Source organism: Planctopirus sp. SH287 (assembly GCF_056500625.1).
Window position 1 is genome coordinate 5,339,671 of record NZ_CM151403.1, and the last position, 20,500, is coordinate 5,360,170.

General features: G+C 54.6%; 16 protein-coding genes and 1 pseudogene. 5 read left to right on the plus strand and 12 right to left on the minus strand.

The genetic code is table 11. The features are described from left to right. Positions 1-104 precede the first annotated feature (104 nt). The 6 genes and pseudogenes from SH287x_RS19865 to SH287x_RS19890 form a co-directional block, all read right to left on the minus strand. A pseudogene (locus tag SH287x_RS19865) lies at positions 105-983 on the minus strand (nucleotidyl transferase AbiEii/AbiGii toxin family protein). Continuing rightward, on the minus strand, positions 980-1,798 hold the full coding sequence (locus SH287x_RS19870; RefSeq protein ID WP_479516145.1) for a type IV toxin-antitoxin system AbiEi family antitoxin domain-containing protein: 819 nt from the start codon (positions 1,796-1,798) through the stop codon (positions 980-982). Before SH287x_RS19870 ends, SH287x_RS19865 begins: the two are co-directional and overlap by 4 nt. 175 nt (positions 1,799-1,973) lie before the next feature. Next, positions 1,974-2,315: a YciI family protein gene (locus SH287x_RS19875; RefSeq protein ID WP_479516147.1), complete on the minus strand. Its 342-nt coding sequence runs from the start codon at positions 2,313-2,315 to the stop codon at positions 1,974-1,976. 158 nt (positions 2,316-2,473) lie between these two features. After that, the gene (locus SH287x_RS19880) at positions 2,474-3,535 is read right to left on the minus strand and encodes an IS4 family transposase (RefSeq protein ID WP_479516148.1); all 1,062 of its coding nucleotides are present in this window, start codon (positions 3,533-3,535) and stop codon (positions 2,474-2,476) included. Between the two features lie 136 nt (positions 3,536-3,671). After that, complete coding sequence (locus SH287x_RS19885) at positions 3,672-3,866, minus strand: transposase DNA-binding-containing protein (RefSeq protein WP_479516149.1); 195 nt, start codon at positions 3,864-3,866, stop codon at positions 3,672-3,674. Between the two features lie 158 nt (positions 3,867-4,024). Continuing rightward, entirely contained in the window at positions 4,025-5,761 is a 1,737-nt protein-coding gene (locus tag SH287x_RS19890; protein ID WP_479516150.1) for an ABC transporter permease, read from the minus strand. Between the two features lie 378 nt (positions 5,762-6,139). Here SH287x_RS19890 and rfbA point away from each other — a divergent pair, with 378 nt between their 5' ends. Beyond that, positions 6,140-7,075 (plus strand): glucose-1-phosphate thymidylyltransferase RfbA, encoded by a 936-nt coding sequence (gene rfbA, locus SH287x_RS19895; protein WP_479516152.1) that lies wholly within the window; start codon positions 6,140-6,142, stop codon positions 7,073-7,075. 181 nt (positions 7,076-7,256) lie between these two features. Here rfbA and SH287x_RS19900 read toward each other — a convergent pair whose 3' ends face one another. Then, complete coding sequence (locus SH287x_RS19900) at positions 7,257-7,922, minus strand: Uma2 family endonuclease (protein WP_479516154.1); 666 nt, start codon at positions 7,920-7,922, stop codon at positions 7,257-7,259. A gap of 276 nt (positions 7,923-8,198) precedes the next feature. Between SH287x_RS19900 and rfbD the strand changes: the two genes are divergently transcribed. From rfbD to SH287x_RS19920, 4 genes are all read left to right on the plus strand, one after another. Further along, entirely contained in the window at positions 8,199-9,092 is an 894-nt protein-coding gene (gene rfbD / locus SH287x_RS19905) for a dTDP-4-dehydrorhamnose reductase (RefSeq protein ID WP_479516155.1), read from the plus strand. A 304-nt stretch (positions 9,093-9,396) separates the two neighbouring features. Then, complete coding sequence (locus SH287x_RS19910; protein WP_479516156.1) at positions 9,397-10,647, plus strand: 3-keto-disaccharide hydrolase; 1,251 nt, start codon at positions 9,397-9,399, stop codon at positions 10,645-10,647. 71 nt (positions 10,648-10,718) lie between these two features. Then, positions 10,719-13,319, plus strand: a complete 2,601-nt coding sequence (locus SH287x_RS19915) for a hypothetical protein (protein ID WP_479516157.1) — start codon at positions 10,719-10,721, stop codon at positions 13,317-13,319. Between the two features lie 244 nt (positions 13,320-13,563). Beyond that, positions 13,564-13,857, plus strand: coding sequence for a hypothetical protein (locus SH287x_RS19920; protein WP_479516158.1), 294 nt, complete (start codon positions 13,564-13,566; stop codon positions 13,855-13,857). A 188-nt stretch (positions 13,858-14,045) separates the two neighbouring features. Here SH287x_RS19920 and ppdK read toward each other — a convergent pair whose 3' ends face one another. From ppdK to SH287x_RS19945, 5 genes are all read right to left on the minus strand, one after another. Continuing rightward, entirely contained in the window at positions 14,046-16,769 is a 2,724-nt protein-coding gene (ppdK, locus tag SH287x_RS19925) for a pyruvate, phosphate dikinase (RefSeq protein WP_479516159.1), read from the minus strand. Between the two features lie 227 nt (positions 16,770-16,996). Then, positions 16,997-18,244, minus strand: a complete 1,248-nt coding sequence (locus SH287x_RS19930; RefSeq protein ID WP_479516160.1) for an NAD(P)/FAD-dependent oxidoreductase — start codon at positions 18,242-18,244, stop codon at positions 16,997-16,999. Positions 18,245-18,446: 202 nt separating this feature from the next. Next, a complete protein-coding gene (ruvA, locus tag SH287x_RS19935) occupies positions 18,447-19,070 on the minus strand; it encodes a Holliday junction branch migration protein RuvA (RefSeq protein ID WP_479516161.1) in 624 nt (207 codons plus the stop codon). A gap of 59 nt (positions 19,071-19,129) precedes the next feature. Continuing rightward, a complete protein-coding gene (gene ruvC, locus SH287x_RS19940) occupies positions 19,130-19,636 on the minus strand; it encodes a crossover junction endodeoxyribonuclease RuvC (protein ID WP_479516162.1) in 507 nt (168 codons plus the stop codon). Between the two features lie 7 nt (positions 19,637-19,643). Further along, positions 19,644-20,489, minus strand: coding sequence for a DUF4058 family protein (locus SH287x_RS19945; RefSeq protein ID WP_479516163.1), 846 nt, complete (start codon positions 20,487-20,489; stop codon positions 19,644-19,646). Positions 20,490-20,500: the final 11 nt, after the last annotated feature.

Sequence of the window (20,500 nt, forward strand, 5' to 3'; positions counted from 1 at the left end):
ACCCCAACTACGTTGCAGTGGTATTGCAGTTGCGTTGTGGTGATGTTTACTGTCCGCGTACTCCGCAGAAGGGCGGTATCTGATCTGTGACCTGCCAAAGGGGATCATTCGTAAATGCCGTCGAGTAAGGCTGGGATTTTTGCCTTGCGGATGGCTTCGATCACGGCCTTCGACGATTTCCATGATTCACCCGGAATTCGAGCGATCAGTTCGCCCCAAACCCGTCCAAATGCCGCAATGGCAGCATCGTCGTTGAAGCTTACGCCAGCCGGAAGCAAGGGGGCGATGTCTTCTGTCAAGCTCTGATTGAGTTTCTTGAGCATCCGTTCTTCCGCGTTCGCCCGGCTGATCGAATGGCCTTCCTGATCGAGATAGTACTGGAAGCACGCAAGCAGTTTATCGCGTTCTAGCCCGAGTTGGAGCAACCCTTCGTTGAGGTCGAACAGATCGCGGTTTTTGTTTCGTTGGAGCAACGCCCGCAGTTTGGTTCCGAAAAGTTCCTACGGCTCGAACGAGATGATCTCGGCCTTCGCCTGATGCCAGTCGCTCACAACTCCGAACGGATAGGCTTTCAGGCCCAGAAGACTCTGGTGCTCCCGCGTATTCATTTCAATCTTGAGTTTGAGCGGGCTGCCGTCGCCTGTTTCCGGCGTGAACTTGTACGCCAGGTGGACGGAATGCGTAGCGGCCTGATAGCTACACTTTCCAAGCCAGGAAAGAATGTCGCGTATCTCCCCTACCGTCTCCTTGATGGGTTCTGGTTGCGTTTGCACGAGATCGATGTCTTCGGAATACCGCAACGGCTTATCAAAAAGCAGCTTGTTGATCGCTGTGCCACCACGGAACGCAATTTTACCCCGTAGCTGCTCACTGCTAAATAAATCACACAACGCACGGCAAATTATCAAATCCTGCTCCACCTGTCGCAGGTCAGGCCAGGGAGCGTGCGCAGTCCATTGCTGGATATGTGCCAAAGGGATCATTGGTCAATCTCTACCGGCACATTAATGAGGAGTTTCCAGTCTGCGTTTCGTTCCTCCATCGCGGCCAGTTCGGGAACGATGGGTTTGACCGATGGATCGAGCGGCTTGAAAGACTTGGCCTTTTTAGCAAAGGGCCGCAGTGCATTGGCCTGCCGGGAATGCCCAAATCGTTCCAGAAGGTAGCCAAGTCGCCGGACTGCCGAGTTCTCGTAAACGCTGGCGGCTTTGGCGAGAATGCGAGAGTTGGCTTTCTGGCCCAGGTCGTTGACAGCCTGCGCGGCTCCGTTGATTCCACCGGCCCGATGGAAATAGCGGCAAATGTCGAGCAGGGTCAAGTCCAGGCCAGCAACCCTGGCGAACCCTGCATCCGTCTTGAGTTGTGACAGCCACTCGGAGCGATTCGCCTGGGAGAAAGCTTTCGGTGACTGGAACAGAAACTCGACTCTTTGGCGTCCGATCTCAATGCCTGGAAGTTGTCGTGATGCGATCACCTGAAAGACCATCGCGGCCTGATGAGACGCTCCATGAAACGCTGCCGCACGAAGTAGGGAGATGCGGTAATCAACTTCCAGAAACTTCATCAACGGATCAATCCATCGGGCGGGATCAGGAGCACCGAGCACCCGATCTTCAGGCCGCAGAATCAGGTAAAATCCCCGTCTCGGGGATACGAGACCGCCTTTACGGGATAGTCGGGCGATGGCCGCCTTCAGAGCCTCCGGCGATAGGCCAAGCTCAGCCATCGCGGTTGGTTTCGTGAAGAAACCCCGCCCCCGGGCAAGCTGTGAATCGACGAATCCTTGAACGCTGTTCATCCCCCCCAATCATAACAGAAAAGCGGTGAATCACAACGCTTTTCAAGTATGAGTGGGGATTCCGGGACTCGCTGATTAGTGCCGGAAGACGCAGGAACCGATGAAAACAAGCCGATCAGGGGCAGCGAGTGGGTGGGCAAATTCGCGACCTCCAGACTAATGGCGATCTCGCCGGTCAGCTCTCGGGGTTGTCCATGAATTCGCGGAGTTCTTGCGAGCAGCGGCAGGCTGCGGCGAGCTTTGCTGCCCAGTGGATGGCAGCTTCGCGCGACGGAAGTTCCAGGACGCAGAAGCCGCCGTCGAACGTCTTCGTCTGCGGGTAGGTCTCATTCGTGACGGCGCCGTCTGCCGCGACCATCAGCGGCGCGGTATCCGCATTGATCCCACCACCGAACACGTAGACACCGGCGACCTTCGCTTCTCGAATGACGGCGTGTGACGCCTCGCTGACTTCGGCCATGTCCTCGACGGGGACGTCCATTGCCGATGCGGGGAAAGAGATCAAGTATTTCGCCATCGTTCACTCCTGCGCATCTTGATCCAGACTGATGGTATCGCACGCCCACGTTAAGCGGCGTCGGAGAGCGTTAGCAAGCGAAACATCTTATACGAATCGCAACTTGAAATGGCGCGTTGACGATCGAAAAAACATGCTTATCCAAAAGCCGCTGTCTATTACACACAACTATTTTTCTGGAGTTGCTGGAAGGCTTGCCAGGCGATGGTGAAGTCGAGCATCCGGCTTAAGCCCACCCAGATGGCTTGCGGGCCTGGGGGTGGGTCTTTTTTCCGGTTGTTGTAGCCGCCCAACTCTGCCAGCAGTCTGACAAACTCGCCCAGGCTGGGCGGGGTTTTAGATGGCAACTTCTTCTTGACAACCTGCCAGATCGATTGCCATTTATCGGTGGAAAACAGCAGATCACACGGCGACTCTGGATACTCTCTGCTATAGTGTGTCGTATAAAGAACTCGCCACGCGATAATCTTATAAAATGCCAGGCAGTTCTTCAGCCGATGCATCGTCTCCAGTTGAATCTGCTCGACAGTGCAACCCGTCTTCAACACGCGAAAGTAGACTTCGATCGTCCAGCGAGCTAAATAGTAATCCAGGATCGTCTGAACCTGATCATCAGTATCTACTGGCAAGGTTGTGATGAGTAGCCATTGGATCGCCGATTGATCACCCGGCGGGTGCAACTCTTCGGCGATCACAATGTTGTAAACCACTTCTTTCATCTCGGCCTTGGCACGAGGTGGTTTGATAGTCACCTGCTTGGCACGGATCTCCAGTTTTGCCTCGCGAGCCTGTCGTTTCGGGGTATGGGACAGTTCAATCGTCTGTTTCAGGCGGAGTGGGGAAGCTCGCACTTCATCCCAGACTTTCTTGTAGGCCCGAGGCCCGGCGTCACGATCCCGCTCAGGGCTGGCCCGATCTTCCTTGGCCCGAATCAGGAAGTCGGCGACCTGCTCTGACTCTCGACCTTCGACGAAGATTTCATAGATATCCGCTTCGCTATCCGCCACACTCACAATCCGCGTGTCGGGACATTCTTTTGCTAACTGACAGGCTAAATAGTACCCCTTAAGCCAACGATAGCCTTCCTTTTCTTCGATCGGTAAAGAGGCTCGTTTCTTCCGTTTTCCGAGGGATTTCGGTGCACGATCGAAGAGTCCTGACCCACGACACCCAGGCAGATACGGTCTGGCGTCACTGCGAGCGATGTATGATCGTCGCAATCAAAACGGCGTTCACTATCGAGAGAGAGGACGTCTTGCGGAGGGTCTGCCGTAAAGTCGAGTTCAGTGGTATCTTGAACAATCAGCACAACGGGTAGCTGCCGCATCCGCTCGCGCGTTGCCTCCAGATGCGGGGCTAAGATCTTTTCTGGTGAAACCTGCGGACGTTGAATAAACGATAGGCTCCCTGTGATTCCGCCCAGCCCTGACAAGCGGTGTTAATACTGGCTTGAGGCTTGGCGGCAAGCGTTTCCAGAACTTTAAGACTTCGCTGATCTCCCAACTGAATCCCTGCCAGTTCTGCCGTAATCGTCACTGCTTCCGTGCTCATGATATGCACTCCATGCCAATTTGACAGATAAAAATCTGTAAACAGGCATGGCGCAAATCCCGTGCCGTCGTCTGATGGAGTTCAGGAAAGATGTGTGCAATCGACAGCTCAAAGCCGCAAGCATGGCACACAGAGCGTTATTTCAAAGGGAATGCGTATTATCCTCGCTCAGAGGTGGAGCGTCCCAGAGCCATGTCGAAGCTATTGATCGCAGGGATGAGCATGGCCACCGTGGTGAAACCATACGCCGCCGAGAGTGCCAGGCACACCCCTAGAGTCTGCCCCAGCAGAAAACTGGTAATGGCATAGAACGTCAGAAACGGAAGGATTCCCGCGGCCAGCGTCAGTGCGGGTGAGGGATTGCGATGCGTCAAAGAAACCCACAGACCAATGCTTCCCCCCAGAATAAAGACCAGGAAGCAGGGGAGTTGCAGTGAGAACGACGACTTGGCCTGCACGATCAGCATCAGACAAATAAAGATGCCGACGAAGAGGAAGAAAATGGTTCCCAGGCTATTCGCGATAGCCGTCCGGGAACTCTGATAGGTCAATCCGGAATGCAATCCCAGCATGGCTGAAAAGGTGCAAAGCACCAGCAGACCGATTGTCAGATAGATAAAATGCTGGACTTCAAATTGCCCTTGAATCAATAACCAGATCAGGAACCCCACGGGGATGATCAACAACTCCATCGTGTTGTAAAGCACTCCCAGCAGTTTCCCCAGAATGAACTCTTTCGCTGTCACATTCGTGACCAGTAGCAGTTCAAGAGTTCCCGCATCCCGTTCGCTCGTAAAGGCCGTCACGGCTTGAGCATTCACAAGAAGCATGGAGACCAGACCCAGTCCGACAAACGCAAAACCGGCTGGTGGCAACATTCCGAGCAGTTTGCGATTGGGATCGGTGGAATAGAGCGCGGCTCCGATCATCAAAGCGGCCAGCACGACATAGGCAAGCTTGATGAAGATAATTTTCCGACCATAGGCCCGCGTACAGATTTCTCGCCAGACCACAGGATTGTGCCAGATTTCCCGGTGCTTACGGGCTGGAGCCGAAGAGCGATCGTCTTCCGACTTGGCCGCTTCTCCCATGGTGCGGGAGGGATTCCAGATGCGGAGTCGAAGCGTCGTTGTCATGACCAGCAAACTGGCCAGCAACGCTTGTAAGCCCGATGAGATTAACGCCACTTGCACAGCGCTCTGGCCTGCGGCTTCACGGGTGAGTGGCTGGAAAATCGTGATCAGTCCGCGATAGGGATTCATCAGAGAAACGAAATCGGCCAAACCTGACATGCCAGCCAGCGACAGCAACGCACTTCCCAACTCCACCGTTCCCAGGTAAAGCACGATTCCCAGCACGCTGATCGCCAGTGTCTGAAAAGTCTTTTCCCGCCAGAACGCGACCAGATTTCCCCAGGCCCCGGCTGCCAGCCCCGTCATCAGGCAGAGCACTAACGAGAGCATCAACTGCGAAATCGAGACTCCTCCCAGTAACAACAGGCTGCATAGGACAGGGAGAGAAGCCGCCAGCAGCACCCCCAGCAATAACAGGCTGGCTCCCAGCTTACCCGCCACAAGTTCAAAGCTTTTCAGATCCGTCATCAACAAGAGCAGCAACGTCCGACGATCTTTCTCCTGAGCAACGCGGCCGGCTGAAAAGAGGACACTGAAGAAAATCACCAGCGTCAGTTGCACCAGCGAAATCATCTGAAACGCCAGGACACCAAAGCGGGAAAGCTCGCCTAGGCTGCGCACCTGCTGAAGACCGAAAGTGGCCTGAATCGCGGTGTAGAGCAAAACAAAAAGCCCGCCGAGATAGCCGGCCCGAATGACAAAATGTTTCAACTGACGAGGAGAGGTCAGCAATTCCCGCGTGACAAGAGGGCCAGCGAACACAGATATCGTCCTCAGAAAAGGCCAATCGTCAGTACATTATAAAAAGCCCTGACAAAACCGGTTGTGCTTGTTTGGAAATGTGAAATGCTTTTCCAGATCCTGTGGCATCAGAGGTTTTGTTAGAGTTTTTGAAAAGTGAAAATCTGGTCGGATCAGGAACGAGGGAACTTTTCCCCGCCGTTTTTCCCTGAGCAGATTTTCTTTGAAGCAGTTTTCTTAAACTATAAGGCCAAAAGAACCTCATCACCAACTCATCTCGATGTGGAATCGATGAATGCGGCCTTTTAACAGACCTATTTTCTTGTCCGCACCCCTACGCTCTACGACAATCACGCCAAATTCAACGACTCAATTCTCCGCAGATCCCGAGAGTTTCAGATGACTGGTCAATCTCTTTCACTGAGTAATGATCAAAAAGACACGTCGACCTCTCGTGTCGGATTGCTTCTGGCAGGAGGCGCTGGCACCCGCCTGGCTCCCGCGACCAAAGCGATCAGCAAGCAGCTACTGCCTGTCTATGACAAGCCGATGATCTATTATTCCTTGAGCGTCCATCTGCTGGCGGGCATTCGGGACATTCTGATTATTACCACGCCGCACGACCTGAGCCTCTTTGAACGACTGCTGGGAAACGGCGAGCAATGGGGGATTTCGATTCAATACGCGACTCAATCCGCTCCCCGAGGAATCGCTGAAGCATTGCTGATCGGTGAAGATTTCATCGCTGGCCGGCCATCATGTCTGGTTCTTGGCGACAACATTTTTTACGGCGACCGATTGAGCCAATCTCTGCAGCAGGCCAGCCAGCAGTCACAAGGAGCAACCGTCTTTGCGTATCACGTGAGCGACCCTCAGCGTTATGGTGTCGTGACAATGAACGCCTTGGGGCAAGCCATTGATCTGGTCGAAAAGCCCGCCGTTCCGCCATCACACTGGGCTGTCACCGGCGTCTATTTCTATGACAGTTCCGCACCCGCCAGAGCACGGCAACTGAATCCTTCTCCTCGTGGGGAACTGGAAATCACCGACCTTAACCGCAGCTATCTGAATGATGGTCTCCTGCAGGTTGAAAAGCTGGGGCGGGGTATTGCCTGGCTCGATACCGGCACCCATGAATCCCTGATTGAAGCCTCCACGTTTGTCAGCGTCATCGAATCCCGGCAAGGTTTGAAAATCGCCTGCATTGAGGAAATTGTCTGGCGAATGGGGTGGATCACCACGCACGAACTGCTTCATCTCGCGGAGGAATTTGGCAAGCAACACCCTTATGGCACTTACCTCAGGCGGCTGGCGGAAGAAGGGCCGGATGCGTAACGACGGATGCACCCTATTTTAGCGATATCAACTTTAGCGATATCAACAGTTTTCTTCTTCACGTTCTAAAATCTGCTCACTGCTCACTGCTCACTGCTCACTGCTCACTGCTCACTGCTCACTGCTCACTGCTCACTGCTCACTGCTCACTGCTCACTGCTCACTGCTCACTGCTCACTGCTCACTGCGCTGGCCGGGCGGGGTGCAGCCAATCCGGATCGGCAAACAAATCGATGACCAGCACCTGGAGTTCTTCAAAGTAAGGATAGCCCAGCATCGTTTCCGTTTCTTTGATCATCTTTTGCGGGACACCGGTTCCAAACTGATGAACATGCCGCGAAATGGGATCAAACACCCAGACCGCCTGCACGCCCCACATGAGATAGTCCTTGACTCGGGACGGCATCGCTTCCCGACGCCAGCGCGACGACGCAATCTCGACCACCAGCGTGGGAACCTGCGCTGTCACCAGTTCATCCATCATTCCGAAACCTCTGGCGACCGGAAAAAAACTGACAGCCGGGATGCGGATGGTCGGTTTCTCTGCATCCAGCAGGAGGGGCAACTCGAAACAGGGGATGTACTTCCCACCCTGACGCAAGAAAGGAGCAATCGCCTGAGTCAGATTCCGCACGATATTTCCATGAACATCATCGGGCGGATCATGACGAAGAAATGTCCCTTCATCCATTTCAATCCAGCGATCCCCCTCTTGCAGGCAAGCCAGGTAATCGGCCATCGTTTTCACAACTTGAGATGTGGCAGCGGGGGCTTCGACTGGACGAAAGCCCGGCATCGACATGCGACGAGGGTGACTCTCTTGAGAAGGTTCATCGGGCGTCGACATGGCTCGCTTTCGACAATGACGGCATTTTCGATCGTGGTTCAGCCTTTGCGTCGCGCAGGCCACTGCTTTCTGGATCTTGTATTCTGCCGTAAACTTCTTGCACTTCAATCAATCGGGACAAACTCATGCCGTGTCACGGCTTTGCCTTAGGGTTGATGTCGCCGCAACGTCCTCCGTTGTCGGACTTAACAACCTGTTCAACCCTGCTTTTCAACTTTGACAATGCACTCGTTCTCTTGCTGATTGAACGATACAACCAGGAAAGAGCAGCCGCTCATGGATCTTTCGATTGCCATTTTAGGTGGGGGCGGGCAACTTGCTCATGAGTTCCGCCGGTTACTGGAACCGCTGTCAGGTTCCCGATTGCAACTGCTGAATAAACAGGATCTGGATGTTACCTCGGGCGAGGATGTCTTTAAGAAGCTCGGCAGCCGCCCGATTGATGTCGTAATCAACTGTGCGGCTCAGACGCGCGTGGATGCTGCTGAGCAAGAAGTGGATTCCACGTTTGCAATTAACAGCCAGGGAGCCGGCCACGTGGCCGACTGGTGCCGCGAGCACAACCGGCCATTGATTTACCTCAGCACTGATCATGTCTTCGGGCAGCCGGGCGATACTCCCTGGCAAGAAACAGATCTCCCGGTGCCGGTATCGGTCTATGCTCAAAGCAAACGTGATGGCGAATTGGCAACGCTGAAGCAATGCCCGCGCGGCCATGTTGTTCGCACTTGTGGACTATATGGGTTGCAGCCCACACAGGGAAAAGGAAACTTTGTCCAAACGATGTTGAGGCTCGCGAGCCAGCGCCCAGTCCTGAGAGTGGTGGATGATCAATGGTGCACGCCCAGTTCCGCACGTGATGTGGCTCAGGGGATCATGGCGCTCATTGCATCGCCAGACTTTCTGAGTTTTGATGACCAAAGTCCGACCGACCGAATCTGGCATCTGACCAATACCGGCGCGACCACCTGGGCCGGCTTTGCCCGTGAGATCTTTCGCCTAAAAGGCTTGCCCACACGGGTAGAATCGATCACCACAGCGGAATTCAACGCTCCCGCTCATCGCCCTGGCTACAGTGTGCTGGACACCTCTCGCTTCACGAAGCGAATTGCACCTCTGCAAGATTGGCAGTCGGCCTTGGCGAAGCACCTGGTGTTATTGAATGAATAAAGCCCGCGACACATACAACAGGTTTTGCCATCGTCTGGTGAATTGCCATCGTGATGAATTCGCGTTGAGCCAGTTGTGTTGAGCCATTTGTAAAGTCCAGGAAGAGAAGACTTCACTGCATGTCAAACGCGAAATCGAATGCAAATCCTGGCAATGGAAAGCGGTCGCAATTTTTCGACGCTGGAAATCACGGGAACATTGTTATGCTTTGTGTGACGATCTCCTCGGCCAATACTGTATAATGCCCGCGATTTCTTGCGAAACCCCTGAAGCCTGCCCACACTTGATTAAGAGCCAGGTCGCTATGTCACATGATATGAATCTGCTGCTGGTTTCTCCGTCATGGTGGCTTCAGTCGACAGTCCGACCGCTCCTTCTGACGGGCGGACTCTCTTTGGCAGTTTTCGGAAATGGTTGCCAGCCCCTGTCCCCTTTACCTGCGGCCAATAATTCGGCAGCCAACAATTCCGGGGCCAGTACCGATTCTTCTTCAGAAGATTTCTCCGGCAACGGGAATTCAACCGCCAGAGTCGCCGAGGATGATAGTATTGCCGATGTTGGTGTGACGGCAGAATTGTCCCGGACATCCCCGAGCATGTCCCTCAAGAGGCGGGTGGCTGACAACAGCACGATCAGTGAAATTTCCACCAATGCAACAGTCTCGCTGGCCACAACCGCTGGTGCTCCTGGACTGCGAGCAGCGTCCGTCGGTTCGACCGACACCATGATTACTCCTCCGGTGGCTCCCGATTTTGCCAGCATCGCTTTCCCCAACACGATTGAAGCAACGACGCCGTCAATTTCTACCGGTGCGACAGCCATTGAGACCGAACTCATTGAGCCGGAGATCATCGATCGCCCTTTGGAAGACAGCTTGGGACTGTTTGACGTTTTCCATCAGAACTTTTCTGACAGCATTTGCCATGAACCTCAACAGACAGAAGCGGAGAAGTCTGCCGAAAAAGTGGCTGACAAGCCCGCTCCGAAAGTGACGCAACTTTTTGATGGCAAGACGCTCAAGAACTGGAAATCCACCGAGTTTGGCGGCGAAGGCGAAGTCTCTGTCGTCAATGGCGAATTGCGGATGGGCGTGGGGTCACCCCTGACGGGAGTCACATGGGATGGCGGTAAGCTACCGACTTCAAATTATGAGATCGTCGTCGAAGCCATGCGGGTTGATGGAAGTGACTTCTTCTGCGGCCTGACGTTTCCCGTCAAAAACGACCCTTGCAGTTTAATCATTGGGGGATGGGGTGGTGGACTGGTCGGACTTTCCAGTATCGATGGAATGGATGCTTCCGAAAACCAGACGGGATCACACCATTCTCTGGTCAACAACAAGTGGTACACCATCCGCCTGCGCGTCACGGACGACAAAATCACCGCCTGGATTGATAAAGAGAAGGTGATCGAGCAGGAATTGGCCGATGTCAAACTTTCTATCCGGATTGAAGTTTCGCCATCAAAGCCACTGGGGATCAGTACGTTTACCTCGACATCCGCTATCCGCAAACTGGAACTGATCGAACTGCCAGCCGCAAAGCCTGCTCAATAAGTCAGAGGGGTTGCCCCCCCAAAAAAAATAAATGGGGGATTGTCGGGATGGCCCCGGAAGGATCGTCAGGTATGGATCGGAAGGAGCAGTGGTTACGCCCCGTGATCTCACAGACGGGGGGCGCATTGCGTTTTCTTCTTGTTTCCCCATGCGTTGCCGCGCTCTGCCTGACTTTTGGACTGCTCTCTCCCGTGAGGGGGGAAGATGCCGACGCCCGCTATTTTGCGGGATTGCGTGAACGTCGGCTTTTCTCAACAGCAGAAGAAGTTCTTTTACGCCGACTGAATCGCCCCCAACGCAATATCGACACCTCCATGGGAACGGCTGTCGAACTTGCGGCTACTTTGGCACAGCATGCCGAATGGGTCATGCCGGCTGAGCGGGATGAACTGATCGAGAAGGCCCGACGGCTGTTGGACGAGCAGTTGCGCATGTCGCCCCCGCCCATGTGGCAACAACTAATTCAGGCACAGCAGGCCATCCTGCTGGCCACAAAATCGGAGATGCTGGCCGCTGATGCCAAGGTGGTTTCGCAAGATGCTTCTGTTGCTCGTGATGCCAGAGGACAACTCCTGCTCGCGGCGGCGGCGTTACGTGAAGCCCGAGAGCGATTGCAGGCTACGATCAAAATGCCACCCCCATCCTCTTCAGGCAGGTCGACCTCCGAGACGACACTCGGCAAGCCACCAAATCTGGCGGATCTCAAGGTCACTTACGGGCTGCTGACCCTTCGCCAGGCTCGTTTGCATCTGGAGACGGCCAGGTTTTTCCCGCTCCAGACTGCCGAACGTGTTGATCAACTTCTGGAAGCCGAAGGGCTGGTTCGTCATTTCGCATTGCAGAATATCTCTGATCAATTGCTCTGGGAGTCACGGCTGGTACTGGCAACAGCGGCAGCGTTACGTGGTGAAGCCACTCGGGCAGAAACCATGCTGGCAGCCCTCAAGCCCGCGCCAACAACTCAGACCGAACAGCAACGAGTGACAGTCCTTGTCGAGTTGGCAATGGCCTCACAAAATTACGATCAGGCACTGGAATTGATTCGTCAATCCCGTGAAACAACGGGGGCGTTGACCGGGCCTCTCTGGCTGATGCAACTCGAAGCGTTGGTGGCAGCGAGTGACTTGGCCACGACGAAAAAGAATGCCGGCCTCGCCAGTGAGCTTCAAGCTGAGGCCGCCATCACACTTGAGCGGATTCGGCAGCAAATGGGCCCCATCTGGTGGGATCGTGCCGATCGCTGGTGGCATCAGGCCACGTTGGTTCGTGATCTGGGACCGCAACTGGCCAAACTCTCGCAAGCAGCACGAACAGCCTATCTGGAAGGAAAAAAAAGCGACGCGCTGGCGATGTATCAACAGGCCTTCCAGCAAGCTCGGTCGGAAAATCGCCATTCCGCAGCGGCTGAACTGGGATTTATTACCGGCTCGATTGCCATCGAACTCACCGAATACGATGTCTCAGCCCGGATCTTCAAAGAGGTGGCAAGTTCCCAACCATCGACAAAGCAAACGGCTCCTTCAGCCGCCATGTGGGCCTGGTCGTTGGGACAGATTTACCGTCAGGAGCCAACCTCAGAGCATCAGCAAGTCTGGCAGGAAGCGCTGAAGACCAACGTCTCCCGATTTCCCAATGAGCGCGCGGGTGAAGAAGCCATGCGATCACTGGGGCATCAGGCGATTGAAAAACAAAACTGGAACGAAGCAAAAGCATGGTTCCAAAAAATTCCCGCAACCAGTTCTTTGGCGCCAGTCGCTCGCCTGGGACTGATGGAGATTCTGGAAAGACAGCCAGAGAAAGATCCCTTACAGGTCAGCCAGACCTGGAAAGACGCCACGCAACTGGTGGCTGGCCGTCCTCAAAATTCCCCATTACCAGAAGCCGAAATCGAATTATTACTTCGAGCCAGCCGGCTGGCTCTCAGGCAGCAACCCCCACAGATTCAGGCAGCAGAAGAGTATCTTCAATGGGCCGAAGCCGGCCGTAACGCGCTTGATGACGCCGAAGCAGTTCAACGATTGCTTCAGTTGGCATTACCAACCCGGATTTTGGTTTTGGCAAGCACAGGCCAATTGACCAAAGCGGAAGAGTTGATCACACCGGAGAAACTCCCCTCCACACTGATAACGCTCAATCTGCTGGAAGGACTCCTGCTTCAGGCTGATACAGAGGATTTGACCCGTCTGGCACAATTATCCGTCTTGATTCGGAAGACTGCAGACAGGCTGGAACAACTTCAACCACAATGGACACCCGAGGAATCACGCCGGGCCACGCCGGTTTTGATTCAAGCCTGGAAGCTGTGCGGGAACTCCTCCAAGGCGACTCAGTGGGCGATTGCCACATTGTCAGAAGTCGCCGGCCAGCCCGAACGTCGGCGGGAGTTATTGGAAGTCATTGGCACCAACTCCACGCCAACGGATCGGGCCAATGTCGTGAAGGGGCTTCAGGCCGCCGAGAAAACACTGGAGAAAGGTTCTGTGGAATGGCTCGATCTCAGAGCCGATACCGTGCGTGTTCTGGTTCAGGGCGGTGACCGACCAGTGGCCCGAAAACTGCTCACCGCGACGCAGCTTATCTATCGGCAACAGATCAAGACCGCACCACAGGAACTTCAGGAACGTTTCCATCAACTCGTCCGAGAGTTGGCAAGCGATAAGCCAGCAAGTTGAGCATGAATTCCGGGGCGTGAGAGATCTTGATGATCTTCTTTGTCAGCTTTTGTCGTGTCCCACCAACTCTTGTTCACAAGACAACCAGCGGCAGGAAAGTTTGCCAAATCGCTACTGATTGACAATGGCAATCGCGCAAGAGATAGTCCACCTCGGGAAGATCTGGGGAACACGCATTCAATAAGTGCGAGTATCACCAGATGCAATTTGCTCAGGGTACCTTATCAAAACAATGGAGTCTGTGATGAAGTCCTTCGCTGTGTTCGCTCTGTCAATGCTGATGTTTTCGTCTATGGCGATTTCAGCAGAAGCTCAATGGAGCTATCGACCAGTCAGAGTGAGTCCCCGGTATTATCCCGTCAGAGTCTCTCCGACTCCTCGCTACGTGGTGCCAGTGTCTCAGGGGCCAGTCCGCGTTTCTCAGGGGCCGATGGTGGTCTATCAACCAAAGAACGTTGTGTATTCGCGCCGCCGGCCCATTCTTGGTGGTTACTCCGTCCGGGTTCGGCCAGCCTACCGACGTATGGTGATCTGGTAACGGTTAAGAAGTGGCCGGTGTGAGACTTTTCATCAAACACCGGTATTCATGCAGCATGCCTGCTACTGCTCAGTGCAGGCATGTCTGATACGCATCTCAATTTGAAATATTAATGACCCTAAAACACACAAGCGACCGAGATGCGTGCAACTCGGTCGCTTGGTGTCGTATCAATAAATCAGATCCGTTTACTTGGCGTCGGCCAGAGCGGCCTGAGCAGCAGCGAGGCGGGCGATGGGCACGCGGTATGGGCTACAGCTTACGTAGTCCAGGCCAATCTTGTGGCAGAAGACGACGCTCGATGGCTCGCCACCGTGTTCGCCGCAGATACCAATCTTCAGGCCCTGGCGAGCACTGCGGCCCTTTTCAACACCCATCTTCATGAGTGTGCCAACACCAGCCTGATCGATCATCTGGAACGGATCGTTCGGGACGATGTCGTTTTCCTTGTAGTGGTTAATGAAACCACCGTAATCATCGCGGCTGATGCCCAGAGTGGTCTGGGTCAGGTCGTTGGTACCAAAGCTGAAGAACTCAGCAGCGCCAGCAATCTGATCAGCTGTCGCACAGGCACGTGGCACTTCAACCATCGTACCGACGAGGTATTCGACGCTGACGCCAGTTTCTGCGAAGACCTTCTCAGCCTGTTCGCGAACGACCTTCTCCTGATTCTTGAATTCAGCGACGTAACCCACAAGCGGGATCATCACTTCAGGAATCACAGTCAGGCCTTCTTTCTTCAGCTGGCAAGCCGCTTCAAAGATGGCCCGAGCCTGCATGGCAGTGATTTCCGGGTAAACAATCCCCAGGCGGCAACCTCGGTGACCAAGCATCGGATTCGACTCATGCAGTTCATGCACGCGACGAGCGATGTAATCAGCAGGAATGCCAATCTTCGCCGCCAGATCAGCCTGTGAGGCGTGATCGTGTGGCAGGAACTCGTGGAGTGGTGGATCCAGCAGACGAATCGTCACTGGCAGACCATTCATGGCCTTGAACAGACCATAGAAGTCTTCTCGCTGGAAGGGCAGCAGTTTGGCCAGTGCCTTCTCACGAGATGGCAGATCGCCAGCGAGGATCATTTCGCGGAATTCATCGACATGGTCGAAGAACATGTGCTCGGTACGGCAGAGGCCGATGCCTTCAGCACCGAACGAAACTGCCTGCGTGGCCTGCTTTGGCTCGTCGGCATTGGTACGCACCTTGAGAGTGCGGTACTTATCGGCCCATGTCATCAGCTTGGCAAATCGCTGATAAGTTTCGGACTCTTCCGGCTTCATCGTTTTGCTGATGAGCACCTGGATGACTTCGCTGGGCTTGGTATCAACCTTGCCTTCAAAGACTTCACCGGTGAAACCATCGATCGAGATAAAATCGCCTTCTTTGAGCGTCTTGCCAGCAACGGCGATTGTGGCCTTTTCGTAATCGATGTTCAGCTCGGAAGCACCGACCACGCAGACCTTGCCCATCTGGCGGCTGACGAGAGCCGCGTGAGAGCTGGCACCGCCGAAAGCCGTCAGAATGCCCTTAGCAACCTTCATGCCGCGAAGGTCTTCTGGAGTCGTTTCACGACGAACCAGAACCAGTTCGGCCTTGGGATTCTTCAGGTAAATGGCTTCTGCATCGTCAGCGTGGAACACGATCTGGCCGAAAGCTGCACCGGGGCCAGCGTTGATCCCCTTGGTGAGGAGCTTGCCGCCTTCCTGTGCCGCCTTCTTGCCGGCCAGATCGAACACAGGCTGGAGAAGCTGGTTCAGATCGTCAGCAGGAATACGCTTTGGTGAGAGAGCTTCCTTATCGGTGATCTTGCCTTCTTCGACGAGATCCACAGCGATACGAACAGCGGCGAAACCGGTTCGTTTGGCGTTACGAGTCTGGAGCATCCAGACCTTGCCCTTCTGAACGGTGAACTCAATATCCTGAACGTCCTTGTAGTGACCTTCCAGAATCTTGCCGATGGAATCGAGTTCTTCAAAGGCCTTGGGCATATCCTTGGCCAGAGTTTCTTCGATTCGCAGCGGGGTACGAATACCAGCCACCACGTCTTCACCCTGAGCATTGATCAGGTAATCACCGCAGTAGCCTGGAATTCCCAGGGCACCGTCGCGGGTCAGAGCCACGCCAGTTGCGCAGTCATCACCCAGGTTGCCGAAGACCATTGCCTGGACGTTGACAGCGGTGCCCCATTCGTGAGGAATACCATACGTACGGCGGTAAACAATCGCGCGGTCGTTCATCCAGGAGCTGAACACGGCGCCCACAGCACCCCAGACCTGCTGCTTGGGATCGGTGGGGAAATCCAGGCCGGTCTTGGCCTTGATGGCTGCCTTGAACTCGCCAACGAGTTCCTTCAACTGTGCGACGCTCAGTTCGTTATCGAAATGCACACCAGCGGCATGCTTCTTCTTTTCGAGAAGGTCTTCAAACGGATCGATATCCGTCTTCTTCTCTGGCTTGAGGCCCATGACCACGTCGCCGTACATCTGCACGAAGCGGCGGTAGCTATCCCAGGCAAATCGCTCGTTGCCAGAGGCCTTGGTGAGTGCTTCGACAGTTACATCGTTCAAGCCGATGTTGAGGACCGTATCCATCATGCCGGGCATCGATTCCCGAGCACCCGAACGGCAGGAAACGAGCAGAGGATCGGTGGTATCGCCGAACTTCTTGCCCATGGCCTTTTCAACCTGAACCATCGCCGCATCGACCTGGGCTTCGAGTTCTGGCGGGTAAGTGTTTTCGTGGCCGTAGTAATAAGTGCAGACTTCGGTGCTGATGGTGAAACCCGCAGGAACGGGCAGCCCGATGTTGGTCATTTCAGCCAGGTTGGCACCCTTGCCACCCAGCTCGTTTTTCATCTTGGCGTTACCATCCGCCTTGCCATCACCGAAGAAATACACGTACTTCGTCGCCATACCGTAATCCCTACCCCTAAAGCGAAAGAGCGGCTGCAAACCATGCGGCCCGCCGATGATTCCCAAATCGCAACGACTTTTTGACAGTCTCTGCGCACGAAAACCCCGTGAAAGGAGCCTTTTCCGACACCGGAACCCTAGCAGCCAACCGCCGGAACTTCAACCCTCCAGACGAATTGCAGCAATCTTTAACCTTCCTCATTCCCTCATAAAACCCCAGTCATGACCTATCGCATTGCGGGAAGTTCAGGGGTTTCCTGGAGCATCGATTCCACCTTGGCCAGCGTCACGTCAAGCTCTGGACGGAAGAGGTCGCCCATCAGCAGGTCGGTGATATCGTCCTTCGTCTCCGGGTATCTGGTGATCAGCTTGCCGAAGCTTAGACCCTTATAATAGGCCAGCACCAGCTTGCGCATCCGTTCCATCCCCAGAACATAGTCCCCTTCCCAGGCTCCTAAGGTCTTGCCTGTCAGGTCTCCTGAAGTCAGTCCCTGATGCACGGCGTCAGCAGCCAATGATCCCGATTTCACAGCCAGCAGCACGCCCGAGGAGTAAAGCGGGTCAAGAAATCCGAAGGCATCACCGACCAGCACCCATCCATGGCCGGCGGCTTGCTTCGCACGGTAAGAGTATTCTTTGGCGGCACGGAATTGATCGCAACGCTCTGCCCCTTCGATACGAACTTTCACGCCGGGACAGCGATCGACTTCCTGCTGGTAGAGTTCACCCAGATCTTTGGTATCGCGGTTTTTGAAAAGATGGGTGTAATCGGCGACCACGCCGACACTGGTGATGTTGTCGTGGAGCGGGATATACCAGAACCACCCCTTTTTCCCTTCCACTTGAATGACCGAAGTGGCTCCGCCGTTTTCCCCTTCATCTCGCCAGGCATTTTTGAAGTATGTCCAGACGGCGGCCTTCTTGAGTTCATTATCCCACTCTCGCAATTTGAGCCGATCCATCAGCACCGAGCTTTGCCCGGTGCCATCAACAACGACCCTGGCTTTGACAGTACGTTCTTCGCCGGTGGCTTCGTTTTTCACCCGGACGCCAACGCATTGTTCCCCTTCAAAGAGGGCCTCCAGAACGCGGTGATTCTCGAAAACCTGAACGCCCGAGTCCTTGGCATGGTCAAGCAACATCAGATCAAATTCAGAGCGACGAACCTGCCATGTCTGGGAAGACTCGACGGGTTTGTATTGTGTAAAGAAGAACGGGGCAGAAACTCTGCCTGTGCTGCCGACAAACTGAACGCTGTATTTTTTGACGAATTGACTGTCCTTCAAGCGAGCCAGCAGACCCGTCCGCGCAAAGACTTCATACGTACAGGGGATCAGAGATTCCCCAATATGAAAACGGGGAAAAGTCTCACGCTCAAACAACAGCACACGATGTCCGGCCTGCGCCAGGAGAGTTGCTGCTGTCGACCCGGCAGGCCCACCGCCCATGACAATCACATCTGTTTCGGTAACCATGAATGGCATCCTTTGTTACGAGCTTGGAAATATGCCCGCTGGTGGTGTCTGAATCAACTTTCCAGGAGCTAGATCACAACACTTGTTTGAACAGCTATTGTGTCGACCGCCAGCGTTGGCAACAAGAGAAAACTTGATTTCAATGCCATCTCTGCCTGAAAAAGAGAGCTTAGTGCGTGTTCGCAAGTGGCAGAAAGGCGGGTTATCCGCGGCCCTGGAGGTAGATTTCTGTGAGGACGTCCTGGACGTCTTTGAATTTTTTCTTCTGGCTGGCGACTTTATCAATCTTGTCGCGCGCTTCGATCGACGAATGACCCAGAGCCATCAGAGCTTCATAAGCTTCGGTCAGGACGCTGCGATCAACATCGGCTTCGCGCGGAACTTCGCGGGCAACCATAAGAGCGAACTTGGTCATTTTGCGGCGGAGTTTCGCCACAATCCGCTCGGCCATCGCAGGCCCGACACCCGGGAGAAGTGTCAGTTCTTTAATGCTCTGTTCTTCAATGGCTTCGGCGATTTCCCGCACAGGGCGGACCATGGCGCGGAGCGTTTTCTTAACCCCCATGCCATCCACCGAGCAGATCATCTCGAAGAATTCCATTTCGGTTTCACTGAGAAAACCAGCCAGCCGCGGAACCAGACGACCCTGTTGCGGATTGCCATCCAGATAGTCCAGCGTGCAAAGGCTCACGACCTCACCCAGCTTTGGCTGGAGCTGTCGACGAACGAATTCGGGGACGAGAACTTCGTATTCAAACGCGCCGATTTCTATGCGGACGATATCTTCGCTGAGGCGGACGAGCTTGCCTGTGATGCGGGTGATCAAGCGAGGCCTTTCATCGGGAGTAGGTAAGAGTGGTGCATTGCGCTATCGCTCCATGGATTCTACGGGATCGGGTTGCTGATGCGGGTGGCGAAGGCGTGGCAGATGGCGATGGCGGCGGCGTCGGCCACGTCGTTGGGTTCCAAAATCGATGGCAGGCCCAATTCCAACTGGACGGCCCGCTGCACTTGTTCTTTGCTGGCTTTACCGCTGCCGGTGAGAAGGCTTTTCACCTGCCGGGGCATGTAATGGACGATCGGGATGTTGGCTTCCGTTGCGGCAAAGAGGATAGCACCGCGGGCATGGGCCATGAGGATGGCGGTCTTGGGAAACGACGTGTGTGAGAAGACCTGTTCAATAGCAATGGCGTGGAGTTCATGTCCTGCAGAGGTGTAGTCAATGAAGACTTCGCGGAGGCCGCGACCGATTTCGGCGACTCTCGTGGCAAGAGAGCAGCCTTTGGTCGAACGAATGACACCAGCTTCGCGCAAGGTCACTGATCGGCCATGGCAGTTAAGAACTGCGTAGCCGGTGGTATTGAGACCGGGATCGACACCAATGACCAACATAGAGGTGCTACCTGGTTTTTGGATCAAAATTACTAGGTAAGCGATTGATCCCTGCTGTTGTTAAGTGGCCGAGTACCCATGCGTTTTCTTCGGCGGTATATGTGGCTAAAGAAGCCCGTTCGTAATCGGCCACGGTATAGGCGGCTTTCTCGAAGGCTTCACTCACGAGTGGCTGAATGGCAAGAGTGACATCTTCATCCGTGGGCCGGAGGGGGATCGCGATGATCGGGAGTGGTTCAGAAAGCTTGACTTCATAGCACTCGGCTTCGTCGGGTAATTCGGCCCGAACGACAACAATTCGGTATGGGTTCCGAAGCTTCACCGGGAGGTACTGTTCTTCGGGAGTCATGGCCCAACTTCCTGCCCGAACAAGATCGATTTCCACTAGATTGACACCCGCATCAAGGAGTTCCCGCTGCTTTTGACGAAACTGGAATCGTCCGGCCGTGCTGGTTTTGTTGGCAGGACTGAGAAACTCGATGGTGGTCACGAGCTTGCCTGCAATCCTGTCAACGATGGAGACGCGGCGTGACTTGGTCACAGGATCGAAGAAGACCACATGGGATCTGGTCGCAGCTTCTTTACGGGCAGGAGGATCTGTAACTGCTGTCGCACCCGATCTTGCAGGAGAAGACTCTGAGACGGAGACATCGGGAATGAACCGAATGACAGGCTTTTGCCCTGTCTCTTCGTCCTCTGGAAGTGAAAGTTGAACACGTTCTTCCAGACGGGCGCGCAGTTCGTGCGGCAGCTTCGCTTGAAGTTGATCCCTCGCATAGGTGCATAAGCTGGTATGGGTGTCGCTCCACGATGATTCGAGGAGCGGATCCATGCCGGGGAAGAGGCTTTTCATGCGTCACTCCA

What these genes read in the sequence shown, in the direction of transcription:
- rfbD (WP_479516155.1), top strand. Translation starts at nt 8,199, where the DNA reads ATGGATCTTTCGATTGCCATTTTAGGTGGGGGCGGGCAACTTGCTCAT.
- SH287x_RS19915 (WP_479516157.1), top strand. Translation starts at nt 10,719, where the DNA reads ATGGATCGGAAGGAGCAGTGGTTACGCCCCGTGATCTCACAGACGGGG.
- ruvC (WP_479516162.1), bottom strand. Translation starts at nt 19,636, where the DNA reads ATGTTGGTCATTGGTGTCGATCCCGGTCTCAATACCACCGGCTACGCA.
- SH287x_RS19920 (WP_479516158.1), top strand. Translation starts at nt 13,564, where the DNA reads ATGAAGTCCTTCGCTGTGTTCGCTCTGTCAATGCTGATGTTTTCGTCT.
- SH287x_RS19910 (WP_479516156.1), top strand. Translation starts at nt 9,397, where the DNA reads ATGTCACATGATATGAATCTGCTGCTGGTTTCTCCGTCATGGTGGCTT.
- ppdK (WP_479516159.1), bottom strand. Translation starts at nt 16,769, where the DNA reads ATGGCGACGAAGTACGTGTATTTCTTCGGTGATGGCAAGGCGGATGGT.
- SH287x_RS19870 (WP_479516145.1), bottom strand. Translation starts at nt 1,798, where the DNA reads ATGAACAGCGTTCAAGGATTCGTCGATTCACAGCTTGCCCGGGGGCGG.
- SH287x_RS19885 (WP_479516149.1), bottom strand. Translation starts at nt 3,866, where the DNA reads ATGAGCACGGAAGCAGTGACGATTACGGCAGAACTGGCAGGGATTCAG.
- rfbA (WP_479516152.1), top strand. Translation starts at nt 6,140, where the DNA reads ATGACTGGTCAATCTCTTTCACTGAGTAATGATCAAAAAGACACGTCG.
- SH287x_RS19930 (WP_479516160.1), bottom strand. Translation starts at nt 18,244, where the DNA reads ATGGTTACCGAAACAGATGTGATTGTCATGGGCGGTGGGCCTGCCGGG.
- SH287x_RS19875 (WP_479516147.1), bottom strand. Translation starts at nt 2,315, where the DNA reads ATGGCGAAATACTTGATCTCTTTCCCCGCATCGGCAATGGACGTCCCC.
- SH287x_RS19945 (WP_479516163.1), bottom strand. Translation starts at nt 20,489, where the DNA reads ATGAAAAGCCTCTTCCCCGGCATGGATCCGCTCCTCGAATCATCGTGG.
- SH287x_RS19900 (WP_479516154.1), bottom strand. Translation starts at nt 7,922, where the DNA reads ATGTCGACGCCCGATGAACCTTCTCAAGAGAGTCACCCTCGTCGCATG.